The organism is Phreatobacter sp. GW821-FHT04C01, from assembly GCF_059420385.1.
This window is the reverse complement of the sequence record NZ_JBWKTP010000003.1, coordinates 898,414-914,682: the sequence shown is the minus strand read 5'-3', so window position 1 is coordinate 914,682 and position 16,269 is coordinate 898,414. Positions and strand designations below refer to the sequence as shown.

At 66.7% G+C, this 16,269-nt stretch carries 13 protein-coding genes and 1 pseudogene; 7 read left to right on the top strand and 7 right to left on the bottom strand.

The genetic code is table 11. The features are described 5' to 3' along the window. Positions 1-285 (top strand): annotated as a pseudogene (locus AC07WJ_RS16035) (polysaccharide deacetylase family protein); the annotation flags it as partial. A 261-nt stretch (positions 286-546) separates the two neighbouring features. Here AC07WJ_RS16035 and AC07WJ_RS16030 read toward each other — a convergent pair. From AC07WJ_RS16030 to AC07WJ_RS16000, 7 genes are all read right to left on the bottom strand, one after another. Beyond that, positions 547-2,139: a GMC family oxidoreductase gene (locus AC07WJ_RS16030; protein ID WP_494935576.1), complete on the bottom strand. Its 1,593-nt coding sequence runs from the start codon at positions 2,137-2,139 to the stop codon at positions 547-549. Positions 2,140-2,143: 4 nt separating this feature from the next. After that, positions 2,144-3,703 carry an ABC transporter substrate-binding protein gene (locus AC07WJ_RS16025; protein ID WP_494935575.1) on the bottom strand — a complete coding sequence of 520 codons (1,560 nt, stop codon included), beginning with the start codon at positions 3,701-3,703 and terminating at the stop codon, positions 2,144-2,146. Positions 3,704-3,818: 115 nt separating this feature from the next. Beyond that, complete coding sequence (locus tag AC07WJ_RS16020) at positions 3,819-4,793, bottom strand: ABC transporter ATP-binding protein (RefSeq protein ID WP_494935574.1); 975 nt, start codon at positions 4,791-4,793, stop codon at positions 3,819-3,821. After that, positions 4,790-5,806, bottom strand: a complete 1,017-nt coding sequence (locus AC07WJ_RS16015; RefSeq protein WP_494935573.1) for an ABC transporter ATP-binding protein — start codon at positions 5,804-5,806, stop codon at positions 4,790-4,792. The genes AC07WJ_RS16020 and AC07WJ_RS16015 overlap by 4 nt, the downstream gene beginning before the upstream one ends. Continuing rightward, on the bottom strand, positions 5,806-6,747 hold the full coding sequence (locus AC07WJ_RS16010; RefSeq protein ID WP_494935572.1) for an ABC transporter permease: 942 nt from the start codon (positions 6,745-6,747) through the stop codon (positions 5,806-5,808). Before AC07WJ_RS16010 ends, AC07WJ_RS16015 begins: the two co-directional genes overlap by 1 nt. Beyond that, a complete protein-coding gene (locus AC07WJ_RS16005) occupies positions 6,713-7,672 on the bottom strand; it encodes an ABC transporter permease (RefSeq protein WP_494935571.1) in 960 nt (319 codons plus the stop codon). Before AC07WJ_RS16005 ends, AC07WJ_RS16010 begins: the two co-directional genes overlap by 35 nt. Positions 7,673-7,718: 46 nt before the next feature. Beyond that, positions 7,719-9,509, bottom strand: coding sequence for a peptide ABC transporter substrate-binding protein (locus tag AC07WJ_RS16000; protein ID WP_494935570.1), 1,791 nt, complete (start codon positions 9,507-9,509; stop codon positions 7,719-7,721). Positions 9,510-9,911: 402 nt separating this feature from the next. Here AC07WJ_RS16000 and phnF point away from each other — a divergent pair, with 402 nt between their 5' ends. The 6 genes from phnF to AC07WJ_RS15970 all read left to right on the top strand — a co-directional run bounded on the left by phnF (position 9,912) and on the right by AC07WJ_RS15970 (position 15,997). Continuing rightward, entirely contained in the window at positions 9,912-10,628 is a 717-nt protein-coding gene (gene phnF / locus AC07WJ_RS15995; protein WP_494935569.1) for a phosphonate metabolism transcriptional regulator PhnF, read from the top strand. A gap of 136 nt (positions 10,629-10,764) precedes the next feature. After that, positions 10,765-11,952, top strand: a complete 1,188-nt coding sequence (locus tag AC07WJ_RS15990) for an ABC transporter ATP-binding protein (RefSeq protein ID WP_494935568.1) — start codon at positions 10,765-10,767, stop codon at positions 11,950-11,952. Further along, positions 11,945-12,880 carry a carbohydrate ABC transporter permease gene (locus AC07WJ_RS15985; RefSeq protein ID WP_494935567.1) on the top strand — a complete coding sequence of 312 codons (936 nt, stop codon included), beginning with the start codon at positions 11,945-11,947 and terminating at the stop codon, positions 12,878-12,880. The genes AC07WJ_RS15990 and AC07WJ_RS15985 overlap by 8 nt, the downstream gene beginning before the upstream one ends. A gap of 8 nt (positions 12,881-12,888) precedes the next feature. Beyond that, entirely contained in the window at positions 12,889-13,734 is an 846-nt protein-coding gene (locus AC07WJ_RS15980; RefSeq protein WP_494935566.1) for a carbohydrate ABC transporter permease, read from the top strand. Positions 13,735-13,766: 32 nt separating this feature from the next. Next, on the top strand, positions 13,767-15,059 hold the full coding sequence (locus AC07WJ_RS15975) for an ABC transporter substrate-binding protein (protein WP_494935565.1): 1,293 nt from the start codon (positions 13,767-13,769) through the stop codon (positions 15,057-15,059). 68 nt (positions 15,060-15,127) lie between these two features. Next, positions 15,128-15,997: a metallophosphoesterase family protein gene (locus AC07WJ_RS15970; RefSeq protein ID WP_494935564.1), complete on the top strand. Its 870-nt coding sequence runs from the start codon at positions 15,128-15,130 to the stop codon at positions 15,995-15,997. Positions 15,998-16,269: the final 272 nt, after the last annotated feature.

The window sequence follows — 16,269 nt, the reverse complement described above, 5'->3', positions numbered from 1 at the left end:
GTCGAATGGGTGCGCGACGACGCGGTCTATTTCATGATGCACCGGTTCCAGTCGCTGCGCCCCCACACCGCGCCGGAAGCGGTGTTCGACATCTTCCGGCGCGAGTTCGACGCGGCCTATGAGGAAGGCGGCATCTTCCAGCTGACCACCCACCCGCACATCATCGGCTATCGCTCGCGCATCTGGATCATCGAGGAGCTGATCAAACACGCCAAGTCCAAGGGCGACGTCTGGTTCGCGACCCATGCGCAGGTGGCGGAGTTCGCGCGCGACAATGCGGTGTGAAGGGGCTGGAGTCGTGGATCTCGTGACGCCGGGGTGATCCCGCCCACGGCCGCGCTCACGGCAAAACACTCAACGCAATCAACCCTCTCCCAAAGGGAGAGGGTGGCAGCGTGAGCTGCCGGGTGAGGGGTCGTCCCTCTCCGAACAGGCTGCATGCGCGACGAGCGGCGGCTTCAGTTCTGAGGGCTCACGCCCCTCACCCGGCGCCTGACGGCGCCACCCTCTCCCTTTGGGAGAGGGTTGGTTGCGTCGCGTTTTGTCTCAGCCCTCCGCTGCCCCCACCTTCGCCGCCGCACGCCCTTCCGCCCGCATGCGCGCGGCGATCGCCTCGCCGATCACCACCGTGGTCAGGTGCGTGTTGGCGCGGCAGTCGGCCGGCATGATCGAGGCGTCGGCGACGCGCAGGGCGCCGATGCCCTTCACCGTGCCGTCGGGATTGACCACGCCGTCGGCATCACCGAAACCGGACATCTTGCAGGAGCCGGCGGCGTGCTGGATGTCGCCGGTCTCGACGCGCAGCACCGCCTCGAGCTCGGCATCGGGCAAGGCCGCCGCCTGAGGCAAGGTCAGGCCGCTGTCGCCGAGCTGGATCCGCGCGGCAATGCCCGACAGCGCCGGCTGAACCGCCAGCACGGCGAGCCGCTTCACCGCGTCCTTCATGCGCAGCATGTCGCGCGGATCGGCCAGCATGTTCTCTTCGACCACCGGATCGGCATCCGGCTCGGCCGAGGCGAGTTTCAGCGTGCCGCGCGAGAAGGCGTTGAACAGGCCGGCGCCAATGGCGCCCGATCGCGCGGGGTTCTCGATGCCGCGGTGGTTGAAGGCGATCATGATCATGTCGCGCTTGCCGCCGCCGGCGAGGCCGGAGCTGTAGGTGAGACAGCAATTGGTGTGGCGGGTATCCGGATCGGTTGGCCGGTGCGCGTCGTCGAGCTCGACGGTGGCGCGGAACAAGGGATGGTCGAAGAAGTGGCGCCCGACCGGCAGGTCGCGCTCGACCTGAAGCCCCAGGGCCTTGAGATCCTCGGCCGGCCCGATGCCGGAGCGCATGAGGATCGCCGGGCTGTGGATCGCGCCACCGCACAGCACCACTTCGCGCGCGGCGATCTCCGTGACGCCATGGCCTGCGAGATGGACGCTGACGCCCACCGCCCGGCCGTCGCGGATCAGCACCTTGTCGACCAGGGCGTGACCGCGGATTTCCAGGTTGGCGCGGTGCCTCACCGGCTCGAGATAACCCTCGTTGGTCGAGATGCGCCGGCCATCGCGGCTGTTGATCGGATAGCAGGCGACACCTTCGCCATCAGGCCCGTTGACGTCGGCGCACCAGGGATAGCCGGCGGCAAGGGCCGCATCGCGCAGGCCGCGGTCGACCGGTCCCCAGCTCTCCTGCGGCGCCCGGTAGACCGGCAACGGCCCGCCGCGGCCATGACCCGGTTCGTCGCCCAGCGTCTGGTCATCCTCGATGGCCGAAAACAGCGGCATGATCTCGCGTGCCGACCAGCCCTCGCAGCCGAGCGCCGCCCATTCGTCGAAGGCCGCGGCGACGCCGCGAATGGCGATCTGGCCGTTCATCATGGAACTGCCGCCGAGTCCCTTGCCGCGCCAGTAGAAGCGCGGCTCCTGGCCGGCGACGCGGCGGCTCATCAGATGCGGCCACTGCCACTTTTCCTGAAATTCGCGCCGGTGAATGATCGGGATCGGGTTGGGCGTGGTGATCTCCCAGGGCGCCTCCGCGGCGCGCCAGTCGAGGCCCGCCTCGAGCAGCAGGACGCGCTGGTCGGCGTCCTCGGTCAGGCGGGCGGCAAGGGCTGCACCGGCGGACCCACCGCCGACAATGACGACGTCATACATGAGCTTATTTCTCGACGTTCCAGAACACCGGGATGGCGGAAGGGATCAGGTTGCGCAGATTGGCACGATATGCCGCCGGCTGGGCGAACTGGCCCCAGGGAATGCCCGGCGCCTGCTCGTACATGATCGCCTGGATCCGGTCGGCCAGCGGCTTGCGGGCGGCATCGTCGGGAGCCCGGGTAAAGGCTTCCAGCAGCGGCGTGAGGCGGGCATCGCATTGCCAGCCGGTATAGTCGGCACAGTTGAACGCCACCATGATATTGGTCAGGGGCGAGGCCAGGTCGAAACCGCCGGCATGGGCCCCGTAGACGCTCCAGCCGTCATGCCTGGCGCGGCGCGCCAGGACCGATCCCCAATCCATCGCCTGCAGGTCGACATTGAAGCCGACGCGCCTGAGCTTGTCGGCCAGGATCTCGGTCGCGACGCGCGGCGCCTCGAGGTCGCTCGCCTGCAACACGACCACCGGCTCGCCGGCATAACGGGTTTCGCGCAGCGCCTGGCGGGCGGCCTCGATCGACGGCGCGGCCGCCGCCTCGACGCCGGCGGCACTTTCATAGGCGCCGCCGCACATGAAGAAGCTCGCGCAGGTCCGGGCGTAGCGCGCCGGGAGGCCGAGCCCGTCGAGCACTTCGCGCTGATCGACGAGTTTCCACAGGACGCGCCGGATCGCCGGGTCGTCGAACGGCTTCTGCGTCGCGTTGAGCCGATAGGCGCCGGCGAACATATGCGGCCCGGAAAAATCCTGAACCCTGATCCGCGGGTTCTTCTCCAGCACGGGCAGGAGATCGAAGGGAACATATTGCATGAAATCGATTTCGCCGGCCTGCAGGGCAGAAGCGGCGGTCGTGCCATCGGGGATGACGCGGATCTCCAGCGCGTCGACGGCGACCCGCTTGCCCCCCGCCAGGAAATCCGCCGGCTCGTCGCGCGGCACATAGCCGGGATTGCGGCGCAGGATCATCCGGTCGCCGGAGCGGTGGTCGGCCTTCGAATAGATGAACGGGCCGGAGCCGATGACCTCCGGAATCCGTTGTCCGGCGGGCGTATTGGCGAGACGTTCCGGCATCATGAAGGCGCCCGGGCTGACCGGATGGCCGAGCGCGTGGATGACCAGGCCGAAGGGCTCCTTCAACGTCAGCACGAAGGTCCCGGCGTCGCGCGCCTCGAGCGAGGCGGTGGCCGCCATCAGCCGGCGGCCGAGCGCGTTGCGGGCGCCCCAGCGGCGCAGCGAGGCGACGCAGTCGGCCGCCGTCACGGGCCGGCCGTCATGCCATTTCAGGCCGTCGCGCAAGGTGAAGGTATAGGTCATCCGGTCTTCGGAAACCTGCCAGTCCCGCACCATTTGCGGCTTGATCTCGCCTTTCGAATCCATCGCGAACAGGGTGTCGAACACCATGTAGCTGAAGGTGCGCGAGACATAGGCGGCGTTGAAATGCGGATCGAGCGTAGCGACTTCCGCGTCCAGCACCACGACGAGCGTGCCCGCGGCCTCCGCCGGCGGCAGCGGTGCGAGGCCGGCCACGAGCGCCAGGGACAAGGCGAGGACCAATGACAACTTCAACATGACAAGTCCGGGCAGCGGCCGAATGTGCCGGCGCACACTCAACAGCGCCCATCCCATCTGACCATGCCGCATGGCGCTCTGGTGCCATGCGTTTTCACGGGCTTGCTGCGCGCGATCAGCCCCTGAGGTGACAGGCGACCCAGTGGCCGTCGGCGCTTTGCTTCAGCTCCGGGGTGGTCTGGCTGCACAGCGGCAGTTGCCGGATCGGGCAGCGGGTGTGGAAATGACAGCCGGTCGGCGGGTTGATCGGGTTGGGCACGTCGCCTTGCAGCATGATGCGCCGGCGCTTGACCTTGGGATCGGGAATGGGAACCGCCGACAGCAGCGCCTCGGTATAGGGGTGCAGCGGCGTGGTGTAGAGATCGCGGGCCGGCGCGATCTCGACGACGCGGCCAAGATACATGACGGCGACGCGGGTCGAGATGTGCTCGACCACGCTGAGGTCATGGGCGATGAACAGGTAGGTCAGGCTGAACTTTTCCTGCAGGTCCTCCAGGAGATTGATCACCTGGGCCTGGACCGAGACGTCGAGGGCGGAGACCGGCTCGTCGCAGACGATCAGCTTGGGCTCGACGGCGAGCGCCCGGGCAATGCCGATGCGCTGGCGCTGGCCGCCGGAAAACTCGTGCGGATAGCGGCTCATATGGTCCGAGCGCAGGCCGACGGTTTCCAGGAGATCTACGACGCGGGCGTCGAGATCCTGTTTCGACTTGGCCAGGCCGTGAATGATCAGCGCCTCGGCAATGATCGAGCCCACCGTCATGCGCGGGTTGAGCGAGGCGTAGGGGTCCTGGAAGATGATCTGCATGTCGCGGCGCAGCGCCGTCAACGCGTCATGGCCGAGCGCCATGACATCCTTGCCCTCGAACCAGATCTCACCGGCGGTCGGCTCGATCAGCCGGAGGATGCAGCGCCCGGTGGTCGACTTGCCGCAACCGGATTCGCCGACCAGGCCCAGCGTCTCGCCCGCCTTGATGTCGAAATTGACGCCGTCGACCGCATGCACGCGGCCGACCTCGCGCGACAGCAGGCCGCCGGTGATCGCGTAGTTCTTGACCAGGTTCTTGACGCTGAGAAGGGGCTCGGTCACGGGGCGACCTCCTCGGCTCGGATGCAGGCGACCTGGTGGCCGGGTTCCATCTCGCGCAGCAGCGGCATGGCCTCGGTGCAGACAGGCAAGGCGAAACGGCAGCGCGACGCGAAGCGGCAGCCGGGCGGCGGATTGAGGAGATTGGGCACGCTGCCGCCGATCGCCTCCAGCCGGGGCTTGTTGATGGCGGCGGTGTCGATGCGCGGGATCGAGCGGATCAGCCCCTGGGTATAGGGGTGCCTCGGATTGCCGAACAGCTGGTCGACGGAGGCCTCCTCCACCACCCGGCCGGCATACATGACAACGACGCGTTCGGCGGTTTCGGCGACCACGCCCATGGCATGGGTGATCAGCATGATCGCCATGCCGAAGCGTTCCTTCATATCCTGCAGGAGGTCGAGGATCTGGGCCTGGATGGTGACGTCGAGCGCCGTCGTCGGCTCGTCGGCGATCAGGAGCTTCGGCTTGCAGGACAAGGCCATGGCGATCATCACGCGCTGGCGCATGCCGCCGGAGAACTGGTGCGGATAATCGTGGACGCGGCGCTCGGGATTGGGGATCTGCACCAGGCGCAGCATCTCGATGGTCTTGTCGATCGCCTCGCGGCGGCCGAGCTTCTCGTGCAGCCTGACCACCTCGGCGATCTGATCGCCGACCGTATAGACCGGGTTGAGCGAGGTCATCGGCTCCTGGAAGACGATGGCGATCTCCTTCGACCGCACCTTGTTCATCTCGGCCGAGGACAGCGGCACGAGGTCGCGGCCCTGCCAGAGGATCTGGCCCTCGACGATCCTGCCCGGCGGCATGGCGATCAGCTTCAGCACCGACATGGCGGTGACGGTCTTGCCGCAGCCGGATTCGCCGACCACGCCCACCGTCTCGCCGCGGCCAATGGCGATGTCGACACCGTCGACCGCCCGGACCATGCCGTCCTCGGTGGCGAAATGGGTCTTCAACCCCTTGATGTCGAGCAGCGGCTCGGCAACGCCGGATCCCGTCGTCAGTTCCGGCATTACATCACCTTGCGGGGGTCGAGCGTGTCACGCAGGCCGTCGCCGATGAAATTGATCGACAGCACGGTCAGGAAGATCGCGGCACCCGGGAACAGCGCCCAATGGGGCGCGTGGTCGAGATAGTCCTTGGCGTCGAACAGGATGCGTCCCCAGGTGGGGATATCGGGCGGGAAGCCGAGGCCGAGGAAGGACAGGGTCGATTCCGCGATGATCGCGGCCGCGACGTCGATCGTGCCGGCGACGATCACCGGTCCGAGCGCATTGGGCAGGATATGCCTGACCACCTGGCGCCATTTCGAGGCGCCGAGCGCGCGCGCCGCCTCGACGAATTCCTTCTCGCGCAGCGACAGGAACTGGGCGCGCACCAGGCGCGCCACCGGCATCCAGCGCAGGCCGCCGATGACCACGACGATGAGAATGAACACGCCGCCCTCGACGCCGAACATGGATTTCAGCGCGTCGCGGAACAGATAGATGACCAGGAGCAGCAGCGGCAGTTGCGGCAGCGACAGGAACAGGTCGGTCACCCACATCAGGACGGCATCGACGCTGCCGCGCGAAATGCCGGCGATCGCGCCGATGATGGTGCCGACGGTGACCGCCACCAGCATGGCGGCGAGGCCGACGGCGAGCGAAATGCGCCCGCCATAGATCATCCGCGCCAGCAGGTCCTGGCCGAGATCGTCGGTGCCGAAGGGATGGTCCCAGGACGGCCGCGCCAGCCGGGCCGAGAAGTCGATCTCGTCGATCGGCACGCGCCAGAGCCACGGCCCGAAGACGATCGCCAGGATCATCAGGATCAGGATGCCGCCACTGATGACCGCCAGCCGATGCCGGCGGAAACGCCGCCAGGCATCGAGGCCCGGCGAGACATGCCTGGTCGGAGCGGCGGCGGCGATACCGACGTCAGCGGTAGGAGATGCGGGGGTCGAGCCAGCCATAGAGGATATCGGCCACCAGGTTGAAGAAGACCACGAGACAGGAAAACACGAAGGTCACCGCCATGATGACCGGCGTGTCGTTGGCGAGGATGGCGTCGATCAAAAGCGAGCCGATGCCGGGCACACGGAAGATCTGCTCGGTGACGATGGCGCCGCCGAAGATCGCCGGCATCTGCAGCGCGACCAGCGTGACGACAGGGATCATGGCATTGCGCACCACGTGCTTGACGATGACCACGCCCTCGTCGAGCCCCTTGGCGCGCGCCGTGGTGACATAATCGAGCCGGATCACGTCGAGCACGGCGGAGCGGATGTAGCGGGTATAGGACGCCGCCTGGAACAGGCCGAGCACCGCGATCGGCATGATCGCCTGGCGCAGGTGCTGCCAATAGAACTGCCAGCCGGTGGCGCTGATGTCCGAGCGATAGACGAAGGGCAGCCAGTCGAGCTGGACGCTGAACACCAGGATGAACAGCAGGCCGGTGAAGAAGGTCGGCAGCGAAAAGCCGACAAAGGCCAGCGTATTGGCGATCTGGTCGAACACCGAATAGGGCTTGGTGGCGGCATAGACGCCGATCGGCATGGCGATCATCAGGGCCAGGATCTGCGACGAGCCGACGACGAACAGCGTCGTCGGCAGCCGCTGCAGGATCAGCGTGTCGACATTGATGCGGCTGGCGAAGGAAAAGCCCCAGTCGCCCTGGGCCATGGCGACCAGCCAGCGCAGGTAGCGCACCATGATCGGATCATCGAGGCCGAACTTGACGCGCAGTGCTTCCCGGACTTCGGGAGGCACATTCGGATTGGTCGCAAGCTCGCCGAAGGGATCGCCGGGAGCGAGCGCCAGGACGGTGAAGAGCACGAGGCTGATACCGAGCAAGCTCGGTATCGCGATCAGGAGACGCCGGACGAGGTAATTGCCCATCAGCCGCCTCGCCGGTCAGAACGAACCCTGCCGAGGCACGCCATCATCATGCCTCGCGGAACCATTCCCCGATGAACCAGAGCGAATTGTCCCAGCCGCTCACATTGGTCTTGAGCTTGTTGATGACGGCAGCCGTCTTGGGCCGGTTCACCACACCCATGACGTGCCCGTCGGCAATGACCAGGTCGTTCATCTGGATGAACAGCGCGGCACGCTTGACCGGATCGAGCTCGCCCTGGCCCGCGCGGAACAGCTTGTCATATTCCTCGCTGCGCCAGCGGACGATGTTGCGGCCCTGCCACTTGTTCTCTTTGGTGGCGGCCTCCCACGAACAATATTGGTTCATGAAGCGCTCGGCGTCCGGCTGCGTCATGGTCGTAGTGAACATCTGAATGTCGCAGTAGAACTTGGTGTAGGTGTCGGGATTGGCGACATCGGAGGAGAAGAACACCGAGCCGACCACCGATTTGAGCTCAAGGTCGATGCCAGCGCGCTGGCAGGCCTGCTTGATGATCGCCTGGGTCTTCTGGCGCGGGGCGTTGATCGAGGTCTGGAAGACGAATTTCAGGCGCTTGCCGTCCTTGGCGCGAATACCGTCCGCGCCGCGCTTCCAGCCGGCGCTTTCGAGCAGCTGGGCCGCCTTCTCGGTGTTGAAATCCCAGGTCGTCTTGGCCGATCGGAACTGCTTCGGGTTGGTCAGGAAGTTCGGCGTGGCGACGCCGGTGCGGCCATAGATGAACTTCTGGATCGAGGTCCGGTCGACCAGCATGCCGATCGCCTGGCGCACCGCCTTGTCGGTGAAGATCGGGTGCGGCACCTTGAGGCTGGCGCGCTCGCCGTCGACCTCGGTCCAGGGGTCGCAGGTCTGCAACTGGATGAACTCGATGTCACCGCCCTCGGTGATCGCGGTCTTGCCCTTGCCGCCGGTCTCCATGCGCAGCAGGACCTCGTCCTCGACCTGCGTGTTCCATGCATAGTCGAACTCGCCGGTCTGCAGCACGGCGCGCGCCGCCGAGACGGCATCACCGCCGCCCTTCATTTCGACCGTGTCGAAATAGGGCCGGTTGGCGATGTGATAGTCGGGATTGCGCTCGCCGCGCACGATATCGCCCGGCTTGAACTCGACGAAACGATAGGGTCCGGTGCCGACCGGCCTGAGATTGGCCGGTGCGTCGCGCGATTTGGCGCCGATATAGTCCTCGAACAGGTGCTTCGGAATGATCTGGCCGAGGGCCGCGACGAAGGCATCGCCCCAGAACGGCGTCGGCTTCTTGAATTTCACCACGACGGTATAATCGTCGACCTTCTCGGCAACAACGTCGGTATAGCTGCCGGAGGTGACCGCCGCGGTCTCGGGGTTTGAGGCATATTTCCAGGTGAACACCACGTCATCGGCGGTGAACGGCTTGCCATCGTGCCATTTGACGCCGCGCTTCAGCTTCCAGGTCACCGACATGCCGTCGGCGGCCAGGCCGCCATTCTCCCGGCTCGGCACTTCGGCGGCGAGGATCGCCACCATATTGCCGTCCGGGTCCCAGCCGGCCAGCGGCTCGTAGAACAGGCGCGAGCCCTCCTGGTCCTTGGTGCCCACAGCGAAATGCGGATTGAGCAAAGTCGGCGCCTGCCAGAACAGCAGCTTCAGGGGGCCGCCGCCGCCGGCCTTGGTCGGTGTATAGGCGCTCACCGGCTGCGCCATGGCGACACCGTGATGGGCCAGCATCATGGTCGCCATCGGCGCCGTCAGACCGAGCGCCACCATCCGCTGAACGAAGCCGCGCCGCGACAGCGTACCGTCCTTCACCTCCGCGACCAGGCCGCGCAGTTCTTGCTCTTTCATCGAAATGCCCCTCGTCCACCGTCTTTGACGCACGCCGCTTGATGCGGCGTTCTGGAATGCACGTTTCTTGTTGATGCACCCGAGTGCATGGGTCGTCGTTTCGGTCGTCCGGCCTGATCCCCGTTATGCGGCAGCGCAGCAAAGCAAGGTGTGGGCCAGTTCCGTCGCGGGGCAGGTTAGCGTGACTACGACAAAGCGCGATCCGCACTTTAGCGGATGGAAAAACCGCTTGCCTGCCCTGGACAAGAGCCGGCGCATCGAGGTGCGAACATGGCCGCGGCGGGCGGCACGACCGTCATCTTCGGCGGCTCCGGCCATGTTATGAGCCACCGATGGGCGCCAAAGGCGGCATGTCGTGCCCATTGTCGCGGCGATGGCGCGACGGCGCATCGAGAGCATGAGATGGCGAAGAACCGGTTTCCCGTCTGGCGGCTGATCCAGAGCGAGCTCGAGGCGGAAATCCGCTCCGGCCTGATCGGGCCGGGCGATCAATTGCCCTCCGAACATGACCTGGCCGAGCGGTTCAAGGTCAACCGCCACACGGTGCGCACCGCGCTCGCCAATCTGGCGATCGCCGGGCTTGCCCGGGCGCGGCGCGGACGCGGCGTCTTCGTCGAGGACCGCCCGCCGGAATATCGGATCACCCGCGATTCCAAATGGAGCGAGATCGAGCGCGAGATGAATGCCACGCCGTCCGGCCGGCTGGTCGGGGTCTCGGAACGTCCGGCCTCGGCGGCGATCGCTGAGATGCTCGGCCTTGCCCAGGGCGCGCCGATCCTGATGGTCGAGACCGTGCGCGGCTCGACGCCGGCCTTGCTGATCTACAGCTATCACGTCTTCGATCGCGACCGCTTCGCCGGCATCGATGCGGCGGTCGCCCGCAGCGGCAGCTATACCGAGGCGCTCAGGGAATTCGGCGTCGAGCGCTTCTTCCGCGCCTCGACCTGGATCGACTGCCGCATGCCGCGCCCGCGGGAGGCGGAGGCGCTGGCCATTCCGCTCGATGCTCCCGTACTGGTCATGATGTATGTCGACCGCGACGCCGAGGGCCGCGCCCTGCTCTACGGCAATGCCGTGATCCCCAATGGCAGCCTGGTCGTGCGCGTCGACACGCTCTGATCGTCGCCCAATCCGGTTTCCCGAAAGCCGACCGTCACACGCCCGTTAACTTGTCGAGTTAATGCCGACAAGTGAGGTCGCGAGCCTCACATGTGAGGCCCTGGTGCCTCGACCAGGACGATCGGGCGAACGATCCATGGCCGGTATTTCGATCAAGGCAGTCAGCAAGAGTTTCAAGGACGCCGCCGTGCTGCACGGCGTGTCGCTCGACATCGCCGATGGCGAGTTCCTGACCCTGGTCGGGCCGTCCGGCTGCGGCAAGACCACACTGCTCCGGATCCTGGCGGGGCTCGAGACCCAGGACGCCGGCGACGTGTTCATCGGCGACACAATGGTCGACGACCTGCCGCCCAAGGCGCGCGACGTCGCCATGGTGTTCCAGTCCTACGCGCTCTACCCCTATATGACGGTGGCCGAGAACATCGCCCTGCCGCTGACCATGCGCCGCCTGTCGGCAGTCGAACGGCTGCCGCTGGTCGGCCGCCTGGTGCCGGGATCGGCGGCGAAGCGCGCCGGCATCCAGGCCGATATGCGCGCCGTCGCCGAAGGCCTGTCGATCGGCCACCTGCTCAGCCGCCGGCCGGCGCAATTGTCCGGGGGCCAGCGCCAGCGCGTGGCGCTGGGCCGCGCCATGGTGCGCCAGCCCAAGGCCTTCCTGATGGACGAGCCCTTGTCGAACCTGGACGCCAAGATGCGTGTCCAGGCCCGCGCCGAGATCGCCGAGCTGCACCGCAGCCTCGGCGCGACCTTCGTCTATGTCACCCACGACCAGGCCGAGGCGATGACCATGTCGGACCGCGTGGCGGTGATGATGGGCGGCCATCTGCTGCAGGTCGCCCCGCCACAGACGATCTATGACGATCCGGCCGATCTCGCGGTCGCCACCTTCATCGGCACGCCCGAGATCAACTGCATTCCGGCGACCGTGCACGCCGACGGCACGGTCGACGTGCTCGGCCGGACCTGGCCGGTCGCGGTCGCCGCACCGGCCGGCGCTTCCGTTACGGTCGCCATCCGGCCGGAAGCCTTCATCCTGATGCAGGGCGCCCGGACCGAGGCAGCGACCGTATCCGGCACGATCCGCCACCTCGAACATCTCGGCTCCGAGACGCTGGTCCATGTCGGCGCCCAGCCCCTGGCCAAGCCGATGATCGCGCGGGTCGAGCCGGTCGCCGGCGCGGCCCTCGCCATCGGCGAACCGGTGACACTGGGCGTCCGCCCGTCGCGCATCCTGGTGTTCGGTGCCGACGGCAAGCGGCTGCGGCCGCGCGAGGCCGTCGCGTCGGCGCCGCGCGAACGGATCCGCGAGGCCGCCCATGGCTGACATCGCTCTCGCCCTGCCGCAGGGCGCCACGCGTCGCACCAAGGGCCGCGCCGGCGCGCGTGCCGAAATCCTCGCCGCCTGGGTGCTGGCGGGACCCGCGATCACGCTGATGTGGATCATGCTGCTCGGCCCGGCGGTCGCCGTGCTCGCTTTGTCGTTCACCGACTGGACCTTCGGCATGCCGACCATCGCCTGGATCGGCCTCGGCAATTACCAGGAAATGATCGCCGACCCGGTGTTCTGGAAGACGCTGAAGAACACGCTGGTCTATGTCGCCTTCGTGGTGCCGCTGTCGGTCTTCATCGGGCTCGGCGCGGCGCTGCTGATCGAGGCCGGTCCCAGCCTGCGCGGCTTCTATCGCGCAGCCTTCTTCCTGCCGGTCACCTCGACCTTGCTGGCCATGGCGCTGGTGTTCCAGTTCGCCTTTCATCCGAGCCTCGGCGCGATCAACCGCGTGCTGTCCCTGGTCGGCCTGCCGACCACCGACTGGCTGAAGAACCCGGACACCGCGATCTTCGCGCTCGGCGTCATCGGCATCTGGCAGGCGGTCGGCCTGTCCATGGTGCTGTTCATCGCCGGCCTCAAGGCCGTGCCGAAAGAACTCTACGAGGCGGCCGCGGTGGACGGCGCCGACGGCCCGTTCGAGCGCTTCAGGCGGGTCACCTGGCCGATGCTCGGCCCGGCCATGCTGTTCGTCGTCACCATCACCGCGACGCGCGCCTTCCAGGTCTTCGACACCGTCTCGGTGCTGACCGATGGCGGGCCGAACAAGGCGACCAACGTGCTCCTGTTCCAGATGTACCAGGAAGGCTTCTCCTTCCTGCGCTCGGCCTATGCGGCGGCGCTCACCGTCGTCTTTCTCGGCTTCGTCCTGCTCATCACCCTTGTCCAGGTGAAGCTGCAGGAACGGCGCACCCATTACGGCTGAGGTCCGCCATGCGCACCCAATCGATCAAGCCCGGCCGCATCGGCTTCGCCCTGTTCCGCCATGCCTTGCTGGCAACAGGCGCGCTGATCATGCTGGCGCCCTTCGTGCTGATGATCTCGGTCAGCCTGAAACCTTCGGGCGAGATCTTCTCGCCGGAATTCACGCTGCTGCCCAAGGTCTGGCACGCCTGGGAGAACTATTCGACCGCCTTCACCAAACAGCCGCTCGCCCGCTTCATCCTGAACGGCTTCATCGTCACCGGCTCGATTTTCCTTTGCCAGCTCATCGTCGCGCTGCCCTGCGCCTATGCCCTGGCCAAGCTGCGCTGGCGCGGCAAGGAGACCGTGTTCCTCCTGGTGCTGCTCGGCCTTCTCATCCCGCATCAGGTGACGGCGATCCCGCTCTATATCCTTTTCTGGAAATTCGGCCTGCTCGACAGCTACGCGGCGATCATCCTGCCCTCGACCATCTCGGTCTTCGGCATCTTCCTGATGCGCCAGTTCTTCCTGACCGTACCTGACGATCTGATCAATGCCGCCCGGCTCGACGGTCTCGGCGAATTCGCCATCGTCTGGCGCATCATGATGCCGACCGCGGTGCCGGCGGTGATCGCCTTCGGCGTCCTGTCGCTGGTGTGGAACTGGAACGAGTTCTTCTGGCCGCTGATCGTCATCCAGTCCGAACACCTGGCCACCCCGCCGCTCGGAGTCGTGTTCTTCAACAATGCCGAGGCGGGCACCAACTACGGCCCGCTGATGGCCGCCGCCACCGCGATCACCGCGCCCCTGGTCATCGCCTTCCTCGCCGCCCAGCGCTGGTTCATCGACGGCGTCACCATGACGGCCGTGAAGTGAACGTCTTTACCGTCTCCTATGAGGACCTCCCCATGACGACGACACGCCGCAGCTTCATGACGACGACGGCCGCCCTTGCCGGTTCGGTCGCCTTGCCGGGCTACCTGCGCGCCCAGAGCGCGACGATCGAGCTCAGCTGCCAATATTCCACGCCGGTGCTGTTCAAGGAGCTGATGGAAAAGCTCGCCGCCGAGTTCCAGGCGAAGAACCCGGGGATCCGCATAAGCCTGCGGGCGCCCGAGGTCGGCTATGAGGAAATCCTGCAGCGCAACCTGCGCGACGTGGTGACCAGCACGCTGCCCGACATCGCCTTTCACGGCCTGAACCGCCAGCGCACCCTGGAGGAGCGCGGCATTCCGGTGAACCTCAAGCCGTTCATGGATGCCGATCCGGAGACCGCCTCGCTCGGCTTCTCGCCCACCCTCCTGTCGCTCGGCCAGGTCGGCGGCAAGCAGACCGGCATCGGCTTCGCCCTGTCGACGCCGATCCTCTATTACAACACCGAGCTGGTGAAGGCCGCCGGCGGCAATCCCGAGCAATTGCCGACATCCTGGGATGAGCTGATCAAGCTCGCCGGCGCCATCGCCAATCCCGGCCAGAACCGCTCCGGCCTGTTCTTCGACTGGACCATCACCGGCAACTGGTCGTGGCAGGCCCTGGTGCTCGCCCATGGCGGCACCATGCTGAATGCCGACGAGAGCAAGGTCGCCTTCAGCGAAGAGCCCGGGCAGAAAGCCATTCGCGTGCTGCGCAAGATGGTCGATGACGGCAAGATGGCCGATATCCAGTCGGCCACCGCCTTCCAGGACTTCTTCTCCGGCCGGCTCGGCATTTCCATGCAGTCGACCGCCCAGCTCGGCCGCTACAACCGCGAGATCGGCGGCCGCTTCAAGCTCACCTGCGGCCGCTTCCCGCTGTCGGCCGCGACCCCGCGCCTGCCGGCCGGCGGCAATGTCGCCATGATGTTCACCAAGGACCGGGCCAAGCAGGAAGCCGCCTGGAAATTCATCAAATTCGCCACCGGCCCGATCGGCGCGACCGCCATGGTCAATGCCACGGGCTACATGCCGGGAACCACCGTGCCGGCGGAACGCGAGGAGCTGCTCGGCAAGTTCTATCGCGACAATCCGAACCACATGGTGGCGATCCGCCAGCAGGACGTGATCACCGGCTGGTATGCCTTCCCGGGCCAGAACGCCTTGCGCATCACCGACGTGATCAACGACCATGTCCAGACCGTGGTCAACAAGTCGCGTGAGCCGGAGGCGGCGCTGACCTCCATGGCCGCCGCCGTGCAGGGTCTGCTGCCGCGCCGCACCGGCTGAGTGCAGTCGCAACCAAGACCCGCGCCGCATCAGGCGCGGGCTTCCCTCACTTGCCCAACGAGCCCGCCATGTCCCGTTCCGTCCGCCTCTGCCTCATCACCGACATCCATCACGGCAAGCCGTCCTTCACCAAAGCCGGCCCGGCGGCGCTCGGCCTGATGGCGGAGTTCCGCCGCTTCGTCGACGAGACCCGCCCCGATGCCGTCATTGACCTCGGCGACCGCATCTCGGACGAGGCACGCGACAGCGACCTGGTGCTGGAAGCCGAGATCGCGGATGCCTTCGCGCCGATCGGTTTCCCGCGCTTCCACATCGACGGCAATCACGACCGCGACTATCTCACCGTCGGTGACAATGACCGGATCCTCGACCGCGGCGCCCACCACGAGACGCAGGACCTCGGCGACTGGCGCCTGGCGGTCTGGCGCGCGGACGCCAAGCTGCACCGCCCCGGCGGCTTCGCCCTGATCGAGGCCGACCTCCTGTGGCTCGCCGATATCGTGCGCAGGGCGGACCGGCCGCTGGTGGTGGTCAGCCACGTGCCGGTCTCGGGTCATTCGCAGGTCGGCAATTACTGGTTCGAGAACAACCCGCAATATGCGACCTATCCTTCAGCCGATCGCATCCGCGCGGTGCTGCGCCAGGCGCGCGTGCCGGTGGTCTGGATCTCCGGCCACGTCCATTGGAACACGCTGACGACGGTGGACGGCATCGCCCACATCACCTTGCAGTCGCTGACCGAGACCTTCACCACCCAAGGCGAGGCTGCCGGCGCCTTCGCCTTGCTCGAACTCTCCGACAAGGTGCTCTGGCGCGTGCATGGCCGCGATCCCTTCACCTGGTCGGCCGACCGCGCCAACCTGGCGCGGCGCTGGATGACGCCGCTGCCGGACTTCCGCGAACTCGCCGGCGCCAAGATGCGCCGGGCCGCGGAGTAGCGCCGACTGGCCGGCTGGATGGACACATCTATCGAGGGAGCATGAACTCTCCGCCCTTCGAAGCCTCGCACTCGAACCATGGGTAGCGCGTGCGCCGCCCCATCCGTCATGGCCGGCCTTGTGCCGGCCATCCACGAATTGCCTTGACCACGGAAGACGTGGATGGCCGTGACAAGCACGGCCATGACGAAGCGGAGAGCGGCGCGCCATCCACTTCGTCGTCCATGACAGTGCCACGCCGGGGCCGTCCGATATGGCCGGCCAACCTTCCG